The sequence below is a fragment of the Pedobacter chitinilyticus genome (assembly GCF_003313385.1).
Classification (GTDB): domain Bacteria; phylum Bacteroidota; class Bacteroidia; order Sphingobacteriales; family Sphingobacteriaceae; genus Pedobacter; species Pedobacter chitinilyticus.
The window spans coordinates 18121-36238 of sequence record NZ_QMHN01000002.1 but is presented as its reverse complement, the minus strand read 5'-3'; the positions used below and the strand labels follow the sequence as shown (position 1 = coordinate 36238).

At 40.8% G+C, this 18118-nt stretch carries 11 protein-coding genes; 9 read left to right on the top strand and 2 right to left on the bottom strand.

The genetic code is table 11. The features are described from left to right. The first annotated feature begins 91 nt into the window (after positions 1–91). From DUT70_RS07055 to DUT70_RS07035, 5 genes are all read left to right on the top strand, one after another. The gene (locus DUT70_RS07055; RefSeq protein ID WP_113646631.1) at positions 92–3502 is read left to right on the top strand and encodes a hypothetical protein; all 3411 of its coding nucleotides are present in this window, start codon (positions 92–94) and stop codon (positions 3500–3502) included. A 115-nt stretch (positions 3503–3617) separates the two neighbouring features. Next, positions 3618–3914: a hypothetical protein gene (locus DUT70_RS07050; RefSeq protein ID WP_113646630.1), complete on the top strand. Its 297-nt coding sequence runs from the start codon at positions 3618–3620 to the stop codon at positions 3912–3914. Positions 3915–4611: 697 nt separating this feature from the next. Then, entirely contained in the window at positions 4612–8016 is a 3405-nt protein-coding gene (locus DUT70_RS07045; protein ID WP_113646629.1) for a hypothetical protein, read from the top strand. Positions 8017–8022: 6 nt separating this feature from the next. Further along, a complete protein-coding gene (locus DUT70_RS07040) occupies positions 8023–11355 on the top strand; it encodes a DUF6443 domain-containing protein (RefSeq protein WP_113646628.1) in 3333 nt (1110 codons plus the stop codon). A gap of 3 nt (positions 11356–11358) precedes the next feature. After that, positions 11359–11832 carry a hypothetical protein gene (locus tag DUT70_RS07035; protein ID WP_128353324.1) on the top strand — a complete coding sequence of 158 codons (474 nt, stop codon included), beginning with the start codon at positions 11359–11361 and terminating at the stop codon, positions 11830–11832. An 82-nt stretch (positions 11833–11914) separates the two neighbouring features. Here the strand turns inward: DUT70_RS07035 and DUT70_RS07030 are convergent, their stop codons facing one another. Together DUT70_RS07030 and DUT70_RS07025 are read right to left on the bottom strand one after the other, a co-directional pair. Then, complete coding sequence (locus DUT70_RS07030) at positions 11915–12211, bottom strand: Dabb family protein (protein WP_113646626.1); 297 nt, start codon at positions 12209–12211, stop codon at positions 11915–11917. Between the two features lie 123 nt (positions 12212–12334). Continuing rightward, positions 12335–13144, bottom strand: a complete 810-nt coding sequence (locus tag DUT70_RS07025) for a hypothetical protein (RefSeq protein ID WP_113646625.1) — start codon at positions 13142–13144, stop codon at positions 12335–12337. Between the two features lie 142 nt (positions 13145–13286). On the opposite strand from DUT70_RS07025, the gene DUT70_RS07020 reads away from it, so the two are divergent. The 4 genes from DUT70_RS07020 (at position 13287) to DUT70_RS07005 (ending at position 17910) form a co-directional block, all read left to right on the top strand. After that, on the top strand, positions 13287–13685 hold the full coding sequence (locus tag DUT70_RS07020) for an HYC_CC_PP family protein (RefSeq protein ID WP_113646624.1): 399 nt from the start codon (positions 13287–13289) through the stop codon (positions 13683–13685). Between the two features lie 243 nt (positions 13686–13928). Continuing rightward, positions 13929–14279, top strand: coding sequence for a heavy-metal-associated domain-containing protein (locus DUT70_RS07015; RefSeq protein ID WP_113646623.1), 351 nt, complete (start codon positions 13929–13931; stop codon positions 14277–14279). Positions 14280–14372: 93 nt separating this feature from the next. Then, a complete protein-coding gene (locus DUT70_RS07010; RefSeq protein WP_113646622.1) occupies positions 14373–15665 on the top strand; it encodes an efflux RND transporter permease subunit in 1293 nt (430 codons plus the stop codon). A gap of 307 nt (positions 15666–15972) precedes the next feature. After that, entirely contained in the window at positions 15973–17910 is a 1938-nt protein-coding gene (locus tag DUT70_RS07005; protein ID WP_113646621.1) for an efflux RND transporter permease subunit, read from the top strand. The last annotated feature ends 208 nt before the right edge of the window (positions 17911–18118 follow it).

Sequence of the window (18118 nt, the reverse complement as noted above, 5' to 3'; positions counted from 1 at the left end):
TTGTTTAAATCCCAAAGGATGCGACCGTTTTAGGTTGCTTTAAAATTTGTATCCAATCCTTCTTTATATATTTTAACCCACTAAATAACGCATGATCAAGAAAAGCTTTTTCTTAGCCGTAGCTACTTTACTGTCTGTCTCCCTTTATGCACAGTATAATCCAGCTAACCAGTACGTACCACCGTCACCCAATTCTTCAGCTTTGGCCAAATTTGTGGATATTCCAGTAAATATTCATACGGGAGTGCCGCAGGTTGGTATTCCTATCTATAGCTGGAAAAATGACATCAGTGGCCTTTCACTCGATGTTTCTTTAAGCTACCATGCAGGCGGCGTGAAGGTAGAAGAAATTGCCTCAAATGTTGGTTTGGGTTGGAGCTTGAATGCTGGTGGTGTAATTACAAGGACCATGCGTGGGCAACCTGATGAGGGAGGCTTTGGTTTTTTAAGTCAACCTGTTTTGCCAAATCTTTATACAGGGGTTTATGATGGCGAGTTTTTGACTTCACAGACAACTAATGCATTCCAAGCGGTAAACAGTACTAACAACCCTACTTACATTCAAACAGTATTGGATATAGAGGCCAACTTGACAGATGGTCTACAAGATATTTTCTATTATAATTTTAATGGGAAGAGTGGAAAATTTTTTATTGGGAAAAATGGCTCTATATTGATTCAATCTCTGGATAACCTTAAGATTAACCCCGTACAAACAGGAGGTAACAAAATTACCTATTTTGAGGTCATAGATGAGCAAGGCAGATTATATATATTCAAAGATACGGAATTAACTACTAGTACAGGTCACAGTGGTTTAAACCAATCGCCTCCCATCGAATATGTTTCTAGTTGGTATCTCTCTGAGATTAAGTCTGCTGATAGGCAAACCTCTATTTTTTTTGATTACGATAGTGGTTTTCATTCGTATAATACAGGCTTCTCCGAGTCAAAAAGCTATAACTATAATACCGATTTTTTATCAGGAAATGCTCCAGGAACGCTGAATAGCCATACTGCATCGTATAATGCTATACAATTGTTTGGGGTAAGCATAAAAAAAATTAGGTTTCCCGATGAAACATTTGTTGAATTTACTTATGAAAATGGCTATAGGTTGGATTTAAATGGGTCTCATGCATTAAAGCGTATAACTATAGGTGAAGGAACGAGTAATTATGGTTTTAATTTGGAACAAGGATACCAAGACGCGAGGTTAAAGTTGCTAAAACTCAATAAATTTGCAGGTATGGAGGTAGAAATACCTTATCAATTCTTTTATCATACAGGACTTCCTTCACATGATTCAATGAGCCAAGACTATTGGGGGTATGCTGTGGGTACCCAACGTAATATTACATCTCGAATCTCTTCAATTCTTTCGTTAGGGGACCGTTCTGATGATGTGTTTTTGGAGGGCTCTGATAGAAGGCCAGATGCACAGGCAGTTAAGTATGGGTCTTTAGCGCGAATAGTTTATCCGACAGGGGGAAGCACAGTATATGAAATGGAATGTAACGATGCTTTTGACCAAACAAACTATTTCGTGAATAAGCAGCAACTTAATATTTTAAATTTTTATAAAGGGAACTTGAATACCCCACAATTAATCAGTTGTGAAAATGTATTGGATAATAAGATAGATTTTAGAATTGAAGTTGTTGAAACAAGTAGGCTTACTCCTCAACCTGGAGAGCCTGTTTGGTGGATAGAGGGTGAGGAAGACAACACTCCTGTTTCCATAATTCTAAGAAATGGGGCAGCTACTTGGTCACAATTACTTTATAGTGGTACTTATGGTCAAGTTAGAAGTGCTACAGGAATTACAGTAAATGGTGTAACAGTTCCTTCTAGCGGTAATTACTATTTAGATTTTCAAGCAAATACTGCAACGCTTTATCCTGTTGAATTTTCTGCTCAGATTATACCAAATGTATATATCCAGCCTCAAGATAAGTTGGTAGGCGGCTTAAGGGTAAAACGTATTCTTAATTATCTTGATAGTAATGAATTGGTGCTTGCTTCTGTTAAGAGCTTCAGTTATTTGGATAATAACAATTTATCTTCAGGAAAACTTTCTGTGGTTCCTAATTTTAACTACTACAAATCATCCTTAGTTCAATGGTATAATTGCGGGTGGCCTTCGGGACCAGGAACTTTACAGTTGATCAATAGAAGCTCTGAATCTACCCAGCCCCTAGGTTCTGTGCAGGGTAGTCCAGTAGGTTATTCGAGGGTTACGGTGGCAGAAATGGATGGCAATAATGCTATTAATGGCAAAACGGTCTATCAATTCAGTTCTTTAACAAATTTTGGGTCTTATCATGTTTATCCGTTTTTATCTGGCGAGTACATTAATTGGGGGGCAGGTTTGCCATTAAAAGAAGAAATATATAATGCTTCGGGTGTGCTGTTGAAAAAAGTAGAGAATGATTATAGCGTGAGTGTTGATAAATTTGAAAATGACAATCACCGTTCATTAAAAGTAGGTTTAATTTATAAAGATAATTGTAATACTGTTTCTCTTAAGCAGTTTGCAGTTTTGCCAGAATATCCGATTTACGGCAATTCCCTGAAACAATGGCAAAAGGAAACCACTTATGAGAATGGAGCTGCAATAGTGTCGGAGCAGAGCTATACCTACGATTTGATGCACCAAACCAAGACCATTACCAAACAAACCAGCGATGGTAGTATCAAAACGAAGCTATATTATCCTTATGATTTTACTGGTTTGTGGCAGTTTAACCAACTGGTTGCTGAAAATAGAATTGCTAATGCTGTGAAAACGGAGCTTTGGAGACTTGATGGAGGGGTAGAACAGTCGCTTATTTCTGGAGAAGCTACAGACTTTGCGACCTTCGGCTCGGCGCTCAGGGCCTCGGCTACCTATCAAGTGAAAGCGGCTGGATATGCTCCAATTTCACGTAATTCTTCTCAGCTTTTGCCTGCTGGAAGTTATCGAGTGAAAGAAGCTATTCATGCCTATAATGGCAAGGGCGCTCCTTTAACTATTAGTGCTTTTTATGGGCCGAAGAGTGGTTTGCTATGGCAACCTGATGGTTTGCGTTTGAAAGCATTATTTGGTAATGCAGATGCTTCTGAGATTTATGTGGCAGATTTTGAAACCAATGGAAATTATGCTATTGGCCATACTGGAGGTTTGTCTTATAATGGTAATTTTACGCTTAGTTTTGTACCTCCTAATGGAAAAAATTATGTGTTGAACTATTGGAGCTGGAACGGTAGCAAATGGAATATGGTTTCGCAGGCCTACAGTCCCTCGATGTCGATTAGCGGCATTATCGATGATGTGATGATCTATCCTTCAGATGCCCTTCCTTTGAAGTCGTTCACTTATTTTCCGCTGTTTGGTGTGAGAGATATTTTGGAACCTGCACAGTTGCAGCGATTTGAATATGATGTTTATGGACGTCTGATGTCCCTTAAGGACCGCTTTGGCGACCTTGTTAAAGCCTATGATTATCACTATAAACCCTAACGTTTTATGAAAAAATACTGACACCTCTTTGGTGAAAAATATATGTTAGGAATAAAACTATTGGGATAATTACGATTTGAAGCTTGCGCTAGATAGAAAAAAGTAATAGATAGAGATGAAAATCCTTAAGGTATTCACCATAATTTTAATTATTCCTGGAATTGTATTCTCTTACTTGTCTCTAGGTCTTTTGGTATATCATCTTTTGGGGATATATCTTCCAGTACCTTCTGATGATTCAGCTTGGATGCTTTGGATTGTAAAGGGAGTAATACTTGTTTTTCCTGTCATTATTCTGCTTTTATATTTACTCCCTTTGTCTTTTAATAAGGTTAAAATCATTAGAAGAGCTTTTTTGTTCTTTTGGATCAATGCTTTGTTTTGGACGGTTTATGTGGTGATGACCAAATAGTTTGAGGGGTAATACGTGGCAAGTTTGGGGGAGTTGTCGTATGAACCTCTCCCTAGCCCTTCCGATAGATCGGAACAGGTACTCGTAAAAAGGAGAAGGGATTTGACGGTGCTCATTCATTTTTTGCATTGTATAACTCACTTTCGTAATGATCATTTAGTGTAGCGGCGTATGTCGCTTTTATGATCGTAGGTGCTTGCTAGTGTTGCGAGCAAAAAAATAAAGCCCACTGACATCCATCGGTGGGCATAACCAAACAAACTTTTTGAAGATTTATAGCTGTAGAACACTAGCGCCATCAAAAGGTTTGGTGAAATGTGATTTATTTTCCCTTTTTATCTCTTTAGTTTTATTGATGTCATAACTGCAATTCATTATGTGGTTAATAATCATTGAGATAAGGTTTAATTCGAAGTGGTTTGCATGAAGAAATAGCTTGCTTCCAATTTCTTAGATGGCTTGCATCTTTATTTGTTATTGATTAGCTTTGGTTATATTCATTAACACTTCTATGCTAATTATCGCTCCTCAGTTTAATTTAGCAACAATTTGTTGTTCCGTTTGTTCATCAAGCCTTTTAGAGGCAACCTATATCCCTTATTTTTATTTGTTTAAATCCAAAAGGATGCAACCGTTTTAGGTTGCTTTAAAATTTGTATCCAATCCTTCATTTATATTTTAAACCACTAAATAACGCATGATCAAAAAAAGCTTTTTTTTAGCCGTAGCTTCCTTATTAGCTACCTCCCTTTATGCACAGCAGCACAATCCTGCCAATAGGTATGTGCCGCCCTCTCCAAATGCCGCGGCTTTGGCCAAATTTGTGGATATTCCAGTAAATACCCATACGGGCGTGCCCCAAGTAGGTGTTCCGATCTACAACTGGAAAAATGAAGTTAGCGGTCTTTCACTCGATGTTTCGTTAAACTACCATGCAGGTGGCGTGAAGGTAGAGGAGATAGCCTCTAACGTCGGTTTAGGTTGGAGCTTGAATGCAGGTGGCGTGATCACTAGGACGATGCGAGGGCGACCAGATGAAGCGGCACTTGGTTTTTTGAATACTTCAGTTTTGCCCAATATCTCTACGCCGCTATACAGTGGGGGTATTTTAACTCCGCAGGTGGGTTTAGGTTATGCGGTGAATTTGACGAATAGTCCGACAGATTTTCAAACGGTACTTGATATTGAAGGAAATTCCCTTGATGGTGCTCAGGATATCTTTTTCTATAATTTTAATGGGAAGAGCGGTAAGTTTTTTATCGGTAAAAACGGTTCTATTCTAATTCAATCCTTAGATAATTTGAAGATCAATCCCATTAGGTTACATCCTTTCCAATTGAATGGTTTTGAAGTGATTGATGATGAGGGTAGGCTATATGTTTTTAGTGCGACTGAAACCACGGCTAGTACTGTGCATACCCTGCTTACTACAGGAAAAGGGCTTAATGAGAATTATGTGAATGAATATACTTCTAGTTGGTATCTTTCTGAAATTAAGTCTGCCGACCGTCAAAGCAGCATTCGTTTTGATTATGATGGTGGTTTCCAAAGTTATGAAACAGGATATTCTGAAAGCAAGGCGATTAATCTCTCAGGCAACCCATTAGAAGGTACGCCAGTGGGCTACACAGATGAGCATTCTCGTTCCAGTACTTATGCACACGTGTATGCCCTTAGGTTAAAGAAAATTAGTTTTCCAGATAGCACTTTTGTGGATTTTAGCTACGGCTCAAGGACGGATCTTACTGGGGGCTATGCTTTGAATCGAATTTTAATTAATAATGCAGGTTATGCCTATGATTTTAAATTGACCCAAGGTTATTTTAACGGCAGGTTGCAGCTTTTTGAACTTCGTAAGTCTGCATTTCAGCAACAAGAGCCTCCTTATATTTTTAGCTACTATGGCAGTTTGCCTGCAAGATCATCTACTTCTATAGATTATTGGGGATATGCAAATACTTCTGGCGCAGGAACACTTATTCCAAAACTTACTCTTGGGATGGCTTTTGATCCATTTTTGGATGGTTCTGATAGAAGAACAGATGCGGAAGCCGTTAAATCGGGCTCGTTACAAAAAATTATTTACCCTACAGGAGGAAGTACGGTATATGAGATGGAAGCTAACGAGGCTTATGGGGAGAATGATTTTTTTATCGATTATAAAAAGAAAGGTCCTTATAACGTAGGGAAAACAACTGTTAACATTGCTTATCCTTATGATTTTAGTGATGCTCCTGGAGCGGTAGATTTCTACATAAAATTTATGGAGTTAAGCAGGATTGTGCCCCAGCCAGGAGAACCCGTATGGTGGATTGAAGAAGATATAGACAACACGCCGATTAACATTGTGCTGAGTAATGCCGCGGGAACTTGGTCGACCGTATTGTATAGTGGGACTTATGGGCAAATAAAGAATATTGGCGAAGTTGTGCTCAACGGTTTTAGCTTGCCTGCTTCGGGACCATATAAAGTGGAGGTGCAAATGAGTACGGCCTTTTTATATCCCGTGGAATTTAGCGTGAATGTTTCGGCTAGTTATAAAACGGGCTTTAAAAATACACTGGTGGGTGGCCTAAGGGCAAAGCGCATTACCAATTATTTGGATACAGCGGCTACTATCCCTGCCTCTGCTAAGGCTTTTAGTTATCTTATGGATAATGGGCGTTCGTCTGGGAAATTGGCCGCGCTGCCTACTAATGGCTTTTTTTATTTAACTACCAGAGAATTATACGACGGCCCGAACTTTTTAGCAGGTAAAGTAGATCTTTTTAATCGAAGCAGCGAATCGGGCCAACCCTTGGGCTCGGTACAAGGTAGCCCCATTGGCTACAACAGGGTGACTGTACAGGAACTTGAGGGCAATAGTACTCCTAATGGCAAAACGGTTTATGAATTTAGTGATCTTATTCATAGAGGGGGATCGGGTTCTTATCCCTTTTTGCCAGGCGAATATATTTCTTGGGCTGCGGCACTTCCGTTAAAGGAACAGACCTACAATGCTTCAGGAACTTTGCTTAAGCTGGTTGAAAATAGTTACGCGATTACGATAGAGGAACATGCGAACGAAAATTTTAGGTCTTTAAAAACTGGTCTTGCCTACTCTGCCAATACAGGTGTTAATGACTATAAACAATTTGTGGTTCGACAAGAATATCCGATTTACGGCAATTCTCTGAAACAATGGCAAAAGGAAGCCACTTATGAGAATGGAGCTGCAATAGTGTCGGAGCAGAGCTATACCTACGATTTGATGCACCAAACCAAGACCATTACCAAACAAACCAGCGATGGTAGTATCAAAACGAAGCTATATTATCCTTATGATTTTACTGGTTTGTGGCAGTTTAACCAACTGGTTGCTGAAAATAGAATTGCTAATGCTGTGAAAACGGAGCTTTGGAGACTTGATGGTGGGGTAGAACAGACATTGATTTCTGGAGAAGCTACGGACTTTGCGACCTTCGGTTCGGCGCTTAGGGCTTCGGCTACCTATCAAGTGAAAACGGCTGGATATGCTCCAATGGCACATCATTCTTCGCAACTTTTACCCGCTGGAAGTTATCGAGTGAAAGAAGCTATTCATGCTTATAATGGCAAAGGCGCTCCTTTAACTGTTAGTGCTTTTGAGGGATCGAAGAGTGGTCTGCTATGGCAACCTGATGGCTTGCGTTTGAAAGCATTATTTGATAATGCAGATGCTTCAGAAATTTATGTGGCGGATTTTGAAACCAATGGAAATTATGCTATCGGCCATACTGGAGGTTTGTCTTATAATGGTAATTTCACGCTTAGTTTTGTGCCTCCTAATGGAAAAAACTATGTGTTGAACTATTGGAGCTGGAACGGTAGCAAATGGAATATGGTTTCGCAGGCCTACAGCCCATCGATGTCGATCAGTGGCATTATCGATGATGTGATGATCTATCCTTCAGATGCCCTTCCTATGAAGTCGTTTACTTATTTCCCACTGTTTGGTGTAAGAGACATTTTGGAGCCTGCACAGTTGCAGCGATTTGAATATGATGTTTATGGACGTCTGATGTCCCTTAAGGATCGCTTTGGTGACCTTGTTAAAGCCTATGATTATCACTATAAACCTTAACGCGCTATGAAGAAGCTATTGATTACAAGTATATTATTTGGAACGGGACTGACGGCATTTGCTCAAAGTCCAAGCACCAATCAAAACTATGTGATGGAAACCTCGGTAAAGGTTTCTGGAAAAACCACTGTGGCTTCGTTGGCAGGACTTCCTGTGAGTCAGGCCAACCGCACCATCCAGTATTTTGATGGCCTTGGTCGCCCTTTACAGACGGTGACTTGGCAGGGGAGCCCCGCAGGAAAGGATCTGGTGCAGGTATTTGAATATGATGCCCTGGGACGTGAGAGCAAAAAATATTTGCCCTATGCTGAGCAGACGGCTGCTGACGGCAGTTACAAGACCAGCGGGTTTACCAACCAGTCCAATTATTATAAGACATTGCCTACCGGTTGGGATGGTAATGTGGTAAAAACTGACTATCCATTTAGCATTACCAAGTTTGAGCCTAGCCCGCTGAACCGTGTGGAGCGCCAGGGCTTTTCTGGTGGGGCATGGCAGCCAGGGAGTGTAGCCAACGAGCATACGACAAGATTGGCATATGGTGCCAACAATAGTGATACCAACTATGGCACTACGGGCTTTGCGGTAAGGTTGTTCAAAGCCAATGTTGTAACTACGGCAGGTCAAGAGCATGAACGTACTTTGGCCAGCGACGGCAACTATGGCGCAAACCAATTGTACTTAACCATCAGCAAGGATGAGAACTGGCAAAGTAGTGATGGCAAGAAGGGAACGGTAGAGGAGTACAAGGACAAAGAGGGCCGAATAGTGCTCAGACGTATGTTCAATGAGAAAGGAGGCAATATCGAGGTACTGAGTACCTATTATGTATACGATGACCTGGGCAACCTCAGTTTTGTGCTGCCCCCAGGAGCCAATCCCGATGCGGGCGTACCAGATGGTACTCTACTAGAACAGTTCTGTTATCAATACCGCTATGATGGGCTGAAACGGTTGACCGAGAAGAAGTTGCCAGGCAAGGGCTGGGAACATATGGTCTACAATAAGCTGGATCAGGTAGTGCTCACGCAGGACGCTCTACAGCGCAGTGCGGGCCAATGGTTATTTACCAAATATGATGCCTTGGGACGTATTGTGATTACAGGGGTGTACAACAATACTGCAGGCATAGCAGCCATGCAGTTGGCGGTAGATGGGCATGCGGTACTTTGGGAAGAACGTGACAATGCCAACAGTAATGCTGTGGGCACGGGCTACAGCAATTTGGCTTTTCCAGTTAATAATATTACTTATTATCATGGCTTTAGTTATTATGATGATTATGATTTCTACAACAATACTTTTGGCCAGCCCAATGGCACCACGCAGGTAAGCTCGGCGAGGACTAAGGGATTGCCCACTGGAACAAGAACCACGGTACTGGGCACGGGTACCATGTTGCTTGCTGTAAGCTATTACGATAGCTACGGTCGTGCGATACAAGTCAAAAGCGAACACCATTTGAACAATGGTACGGATGTAGTGGATACGGAGTACAACTTTGACGGGAGTGTGAAGAACACCACCCGCACGCATTTGAATAACGGCAACAGTACGGTAGTGGCCAACCGCTACGAGTACGACCACATGGGCCGTAAAAGCAAGACTTATCAAACTACCTACGGTACTCCGCAGACGGGTGGAACGGAGGTGCTGCTCTCTGAAATGCGTTACAATGAGATTGGTCAGCTGAGGGCGAAGGAACTACATAACGGCATGCAAGCGACTAATTTTACCTACAATGAGCGTGGCTGGCTGAAGACCAGCAACAGTGCGCCATTGTTTAATATGACCTTGCAGTACAACGATGGCGCCCATCAACAGTTCAACGGCAATATCTCAGGGCAGATTTACACGAATAACGGGAACAATACGTTCACCTATCAATATGACAAGTTGAACAGGTTGTATAATGCAACCTCCAGCGGTATGACGGAGGTACTGGATTATGATGTGATGGGCAATATCCTCAGCCTTAACCGTGATGGTACAGGCGTAAAGACCTATAGCTACACGGGCAATCAACTGCAAAGCGTCTCAGGCTTAACAGGTACTTATGTATATGATGCCAATGGCAATGCCACTACCGATGGGCGTAACGGGGTAACGATTAGCTACAACCACCTGAGTTTGCCCACTACTGCCAGCAAGAGTGGTTTGAACCTTACCTATACCTACGATGCTACTGGAGCTAAGCTGAGGAAGGTATCCACCACAGGAGCTACCACCATTACGGATTATGTGGGCGGCATCCAGTACACCAATAACGTCATTGATTTCATCCAGACCGAGGAGGGGATTGCCAGGAACAGCAATGGAGCTTACACTTATGAATATAATCTGAACGACCATTTGGGCAACGTTAGGGCAACTTTCAAGGTGAACGGCAGCGCCATTGAGGTATTACAGCGTGATAACTATTATGCCTTCGGGATGAGGAAATCTGCATTGAATGATATCGGTGCAGTTTCGCTACAGAATAAGTATCTTTATAATGGCAAGGAGTTGCAGGATGAACTGGAACAGTATGATTACGGGGCAAGGTTCTATGATCCGATTATTGGAAGGTGGAATGTGATAGATCCGTTGGCTGAGAAAATGAGGAGGTATTCGCCGTATAATTATGTATTTAATAATCCGATGAGGTTTATTGATCCTGATGGGATGGAGGCAACGGACATTCGTTTTAAAGATAGTGAGGGCAATCTTATCGCGACATATTATACTGATAAAATTGATAAGGACGTTAAAATCGAGAGTGTCAGTGTTGGGAAGGATTTAAATATTAATTTAAATAAAATTACAAATAAGCTTCCCGATGTAGATGTTATTGGGATTAATATTGGAGGAGAGTTTACGGTGGGAGGAGGAGCTTCTGTAGGTTTTCAATACGCATACTTTTTAGATGGTAAAGACGCCGGAAATGGGGCTTTCTTCGCAACCGCCTCAGGTACTTTAGGTTTGTCTGTTGGGGCTGGAGTTTCAGTATTTGCTGGGGATTATATCGGATCTTCTGGAGATCAGAATATGACTATGAATGATTATCTAGGAAACGTTTCAGCTTACAATGCTGGAGTGGGTGCAGTATCTGGCAATTATTGGTGGGGGAACAACCTGCAGTCTAATCAACCAGAGGTTTGGCCAGGTATGGGAAAAGTATACGATTTTGATAATAATTATAAATACGAGAAGACTTGGAGCGGCGTTTCAGGAGGCGGCGCAGTCGGGCCTCCTCAATTAAAAGCAGGAGCAAGCTTTAGTCATGGAGTAACTGGCTATATTAAAGCTTTAAATAAAGCGTTCAAGCTGGTTCCGCATACCAAAGGATATCAAAAATAGAGCATGAAGAAAAATTTGTTAATAGTAGCATTAGTAATATTGGTTTTTATGATTATAATAAATTATCTAATTATTAAGCCTAAGTCGGTGGAGTTTTTTAAAATTCAACTAAACGAAAAATTTGTTGGGTATATTGCTTATAAAAATAATCAAAGAGGTTTTTATTTGTATTTAGCTGATGAAGTATCAAAAGAAAAACAGCTTGCATTGGATACGTTATATGAAAAAGAAGCCTTTAATAAACCTAATGTCGGTGAATATATTAAGCATATCATTTTTACCGATTCGCTGTTATATAATGCTTCTTATCTCGGTGATAAAATAGAAAAATTACCTAATAGTAATAAATGCTATCTTTTTACAAAGATTGGCATATTCAGATTTAATTGTTACGTAATGTCCATAGATGATAGAAAAGAACTTGGTAAAGTTGATGAATGGGCAGTTAATGAGATTGGACTGTGGAAAAAACAATAGCTATTTACCACTAGGTCTACCTAATTTAATAGGCCGGTTATTCCACTAAAAAGCCGAAGTTTTAACTTCGGCTTTTTCATTTTTATTGAGCATCGTAGATGACCACTTTCTCAAAGAACACTCTAAATTCTTCTAAGAAGGCTTTGTGTATTGGATGAACTTGATATACATCATGTGCTGCTAGGTCTTCAAAAAATAAAATTAAGCTGAAGGTATAGGTGGTATCTACCACGGCACGCTCAATAGGTGCTGGCGTACCTACGTGAAAACTTTTCACTACTTCTATTTCTTCTAAACTTTTAAGGCCATTTAAGAAAGCTTCTTTTTGGGCATCAGTGGTATCGGCTTTTAGCCAGAATAATACGTGGTGTGCAATCATTGTCTTTTTTTGATGGCGAAGATAGGGAATTTAGGGGCTAGGAACTAGTAATTAGGAGCTAGGAATTAGGAATTAGTGGTTAGTAATTAGTTGTGCTAGTGTTTAGGGTTGTAGTGCTATGGGTTATTTGATTTGATAAAATTCTTTGGTGGGAATTTTGTTTTCTGTCAGTTTATTTAAGATAAATGGTCGATGGTAAAAACCTGTGATGACAATTATTTTTTTGCCAGGGTTTAGTTTGATCTGTTTCATGACGTTGTTGGCGATGGCATTGTTTCTCAGGTTGCCTTCAAAATTTGCCCATAATGCAAAATATTGCCTCATGGTAATGGTATCCTTTTTTGCGTCAATTAGCTTTGCTTCTGCAAATACAGGATTGGTGTCTACAATTTTTTTAATGGATACATATTGCGACACGATTAATTCGTTAATGATTTGATCAATTTTAGGCTGATTGATGTTTTGTAAGCTGGCATTTTTATAGGCGCTTGCCACCGAATCTAGATACGCTAATTCGTCCCAGATGATTTGCTCTTCTTTATTGAATTTCTTTTCGTTGTTGAGCTGATTTAGTTTTTGCCATACAGGCCCCGCTTCAGGATAGATCCCGATGCTTTTTCTATAGCTATTCCGTCCCTCAAACTCAATAGGCCTGATATTGACCTTCGGATTTTTCATTTTATATCTTACCGTGGCAATATATTCATTCTCATCATACAAATGTTTAAAGGTAAAGTCGTTGTAGAAGTTTGTTGAATCGGCTTCTAACAAAATGATATCGGGCTTGAATTTTTGTAGGATGTTGTAAATAGAATCGGCATTTACCTTCTGTGTAGGGAAATGTACACTACCTAAAACTACGACTTGGGTTTGGCCAAAGGCATAGTTGGATAGTAAGAGAAAAAAGGATAGGGTTGTAATAAGATGGCGCATTTGTGTTTGGTTTTTATTTTAAAAGACGGTGGATATTTTTAAAGGTTGCATGGCTAACACAAATTTTTTATTGTCAATTCTGTAACAGATTTTGAAAATTATATAAAAAGCTTTTAAACTTTTTGTTCATATTTGCTGCGTAATGAAGAAGATCGTATTCACCTTAATGGCATTTTTCTATCTGGCAGTAGCCAGCGGTGCTGGTGTGCAACTTCATTACTGCATGGGCGAATTGGTAGACTGGAGCCTAGTACATTCACAACAGGCGGCTTGCGATTTCTGCGGAATGGAGAAAAAGGAAGCTTCTGAAAAATCTTGTTGTAAGGATGTGCAGCAACAGGCCAAGGTAGACCAAGCGCAGAAAGCAAATGCGCAGATCTACAAGTTTGAGCAACAGATTTTTATTTTACCTTCATTAAAGCCTATTACGGCTGAGATAACCCCATTGGTAAGCACCATTGCTTACGAAGTAAATAGCAATGCGCCGCCTTTAGGGCAGCAACTCCCCCTTTTTATTAAAAACTGTACCTACAGGATTTAAAATATCCTCTTTCTTTATTTGGGTATGTTCTCCATACCATAGTTCCAGCATCAGCAGGAATTGTAATGAACTTTGTTATCGTATTAAGATTCCCAATCGAGTTGGGAATGACGACTACACAAAGTACATCCATACCCAATCGGCTATTCAAGCCATTTTATCCAAAAACCAATTTATTTAACCCGTTGATTATATGGTGTTTTGCTATGCAAGCATTTTGGTCAGCAACAAAAAATTAAAATCATGAAAGCATTAAAAACGATTGCTATTGTAGCATTGACTATGATCGGAAGTGCAGCTTTTGCACAAACTAAAACAGACAAAATTAAAGTGTTGGGCAACTGTGGTATGTGTAAAAAGCGTATCGAGAGTGGCTTAAAGGATGCAGCCATTAGCAGTGCCATTTGGGACAAAGACACCAAAGTTTTAACGGTTAGCTATGATAGTTCTAAAATCACTAATGATGCCATTCAGCAAAAAGTAGCTGGATTGGGACATGATACGCCTAAAAATAAAGCTAAAGACGAAACTTACGAGAATTTGCCTGGCTGCTGCAAATACGATCGTACTGGCAAGACTAGCAAAGCGCACTAAACCCCTCTCTGCCTTCGGCATCTCTCCCCTAAAAAGGGAGAGAGGGGGAATTTTTGAAAATATTTAGCCATTAAAGAAAGAGGGTATTTTAAAATGGTACATAAAATTATAGAATGGTCGATACACAACCGGTTTATCGTGCTGGTATTGGCTATTGGTATCTTTGTTTGGGGCATTTTTGCGGTAAAGAAAAATCCTATAGATGCTATTCCAGATTTATCGGAAAACCAGGTGATTGTTTTTACGGAATGGATGGGGCGCTCGCCACAATTGATTGAAGATCAGATTACCTATCCTTTGGTGACCAACTTGCAGGGCATTCCAAAAATCAAATATGTGCGTGGTTCATCTATGTTTGGGATGAGCTTTATTTATGTGATTTTTGAGGATGATGTAGATGTGTATTGGGCAAGGGAGAGGGTAATGGAGCGTATTAGTACCATCTCTAAAGCATTGCCAGAAGGGGCTGCACCACAACTGGGTCCTGATGGAACAGGGGTGGGCCACGTGTTATGGTACACCTTGGATGCGCCTGAAGTTGATTTGGGCGAGCAAAGGGCTATACAGGATTGGTACGTGAAATTTGCCTTGCAAAATGTACAGGGTGTAAGTGAAATTGCTTCGTTTGGCGGTTTCCAAAAACAATATCAGATTGCTTTAGATCCTAATAAGCTGCTGTATTACAAACTTACGGTGCCACAGGTGATTGCTGCGGTGCGAAGTAACAACAACGAAGCTGGTGGCCGTAAGTTTGAAATGAGTGATATTGGTTATATCATTAAAACATCGGGCTATTTAAAATCTGTAGAGGAAATAGCCAGTATTCCTATTAAAAATCAGAATGGTACGCCTATTAGGGTATCGGATATTGGTACGGTGCAAATGACTGGGGAAACTCGCTTGGGTATTTTTGACCAAGATGGCGAAGGTGAGCGGGTAGGCGGTATTGTGGTGATGCGCTATGGTGAAAATGCTGCCGAGGTGATTGATAAGGTGAAGGCCAAGATGGCCGAAGTGGCCAAAGGTTTGCCTAAGGGCGTTAAATTTGACATTGTTTATGACCGCGGAGAGTTAATTAAGGAATCGATAGACTCCATTAAACATACCTTGATTGAGGAAATGATTGTGGTTTCCTTAGTGGTCATCATCTTCTTATTTCACTGGCGCAGTGCGGTCAGTATCATCATCCAAATTCCTATTACTATTGCGGCGAGTTTTATTTTATTGAATGCTTTTGGTATTTCATCTAATATTATGTCGCTTACGGGCATTGCACTGGCTATTGGGGTCATTGTAGACAATGGGATTATCATGAGCGAGAATGCTTATAAACATCTGTCGGAGCGTTATGCGGAGGTAATGGGAAAGCAGGGAAGTGAAAAATAGGAAGTCGGGAAGTTAAGGAGTCAGGAAGTCCGAAAGTCTGGAAGTTGGGGAGTCTGAAAGTTGGAAAGACAGCGGATTTTAAACAGGACGAAGCTTGAATGGATGAGTTGATTTTCATTTTTATTAGGAACGAGAGTAAAATTTAGTGCCTTGTAGAGGCTTTTGTATCCTAAACCTGATTGAAATGGAAAGCCCGCAAGCGAGCGCAGCAAGCGAGGACTTGGAATGGAAAGCAGGGCTTTGGTAGGTGATGAACTGCTACTGTATGTTTTCTAGAAAATAAAGAACTATTTAAAACAATTACACCATGAAAAATTGGTTAAAGCGTATCTTTCGCAAAGAACCGAGTTGGATTAGCGAAGAAGAACGTATCGAAATCATTTCTAAATCGAGCAAGCAGGTTTCGAGGGGAGTGTTTTTTGCAACGGTGATTATTATTACCTCGTTTTTGCCCGTATTTATGCTTACTGGGCAGGAGGGTAAGTTGTTCCATCCGTTGGCCTACACCAAAACGTTCATTATGATTGTGGATGCGTTATTGGTGATTACCTTGGCTCCTGTGCTGATTTCTTTTTTTATGAAAGGAAAATTTAAGCCTGATAGTGCCAATCCGGTAAACCGCTTTTTGGAGCGAATTTATGAGCCGATTATTAGAAGGGTATTGAAATGGCGAAAAACGACCATTGGCATTAACCTTTTGGCTTTGTTGATTACCATTCCTTTATTGGCCAAATTGGGTACTGAATTTATACCGCCTTTGGATGAGCAGAGCATTTTGTTTATGCCTGTTACCTTGCCTGATGTTTCTAATGCAGAGGCTAAGCGCATTTTGCAGGTGCAGGATAAAATCATCAAATCGGTACCGGAAGTGGATAAGGTGTTGGGTAAAGCGGGTAGGGCAAGTACGGCTACGGATAATTCGCCCATTAGCATGATTGAAACGATTATTACCTTAAAGCCCAAAAGCGAATGGCGTGAGGGGGTAACTAAAAAGGATATTATTAACGAACTGGACGCCAAGTTGCAAATTCCAGGGGTGGTGAATGGGTGGACACAGCCTATTATTAACCGTATAAATATGTTGGCTACGGGGATTCGTACGGATGTGGGCATTAAGGTGTTTGGACAAAACTTGGATACAATTGCTGCGGTATCGGAAAAAGTAAAGGCGGCTTTAGAGGGTACTGCTGGCGTTAGCGATTTATTTGTAGAGCCTATTACTGGCGGAAAATACTTGGCTATTGATATTAAAAGGGAAGAACTGGCCCGCTACGGTTTAAATGTTGATGACGTGAACCAAGTGGTGGAAACGGCCTTGGGTGGTGCTAGTATTGGCAATACCATTGAGGGTAGGCAGCGTTTTTCGATTAGTGTACGTTTGGCGCAGGCTTACCGAAATAGCGTAGCACAAATTGAGCGTATTCCTTTGCAGTCGCCTAGTTTTGGTGAAATCCCACTTTCGGCGGTTGCGCAGGTGAAATTTGAGGATGGCCCGCCGATGATTAGTTCGGACAATGCCATTTTACGTGGAGCGGTAATGTTTAACGTAAGGGATAGGGATTTGGGCAGTACGGTGAAGGATGCGATGGAGCAGCTGAATAAAAAGGATGGGATTTTACCTGAAGGTTATTTTTTGGAGTGGAGCGGACAGTATGAAAACCTGATTAGAGGACAACAAACTTTGATGTGGATTGCGCCTGTGGTATTATTGATTATTTTCTTCTCGCTATACTTTGCTTTTAACTCCATTAGAGAAGCATTTTTAAGTCTAATTACGGTGCCGTTTGCCTTGATTGGTGGTGCTTACATGATTTATTTCTGGGGCGTAAACCTTTCGGTAGGGGTAGCGGTAGGTTTTATTGCTTTGTTTGGGATTGCGGTGGAAACGGGTATTGTAATGGTGATTTATTTGAATGATGCCATGCAGCAGCTGATTAAGTTAAAAGGCAACTCGAGGGAAACGATTACCAAAGAGGATTTAAGGGAGTACGTGATTCATGGGGCTGCTAAAAGGCTAAGACCAAAGTTAATGACCGTTTGTGTGTCGTTGTTTGGTTTGGTACCTGTGTTATGGGCTACTGGAGTAGGGGTTGATGTAATGCGCCCAATTGTATTGCCTATGATTGGTGGGGTTTTGACTTCGTCGACGCACATTTTGTTAGTGACACCGCTCATCTTTTTGATGTCGAAAGAATATGAATTGAGAAAATTTGGAAAATTGGAGGTGCATGATGTACAGCATTAAAAAACCTCTCTGCCCGTTGGGCATCTCTCCCTTAGAGGGAGAGAGGGGGGATGTGAATATTTCTTGTGGTTTTGAGGGTAATGTAGTTCGAATATGGGAAATTTCCTCCCTTTTTAATTCTCCTCCGAAGGATCGGAGCAGGCTCTCCAAAGGGAGACACTGGGCGCAAATAGCAAAAGCTATATCCCCCTCTTTGAGGGGGCAGGGG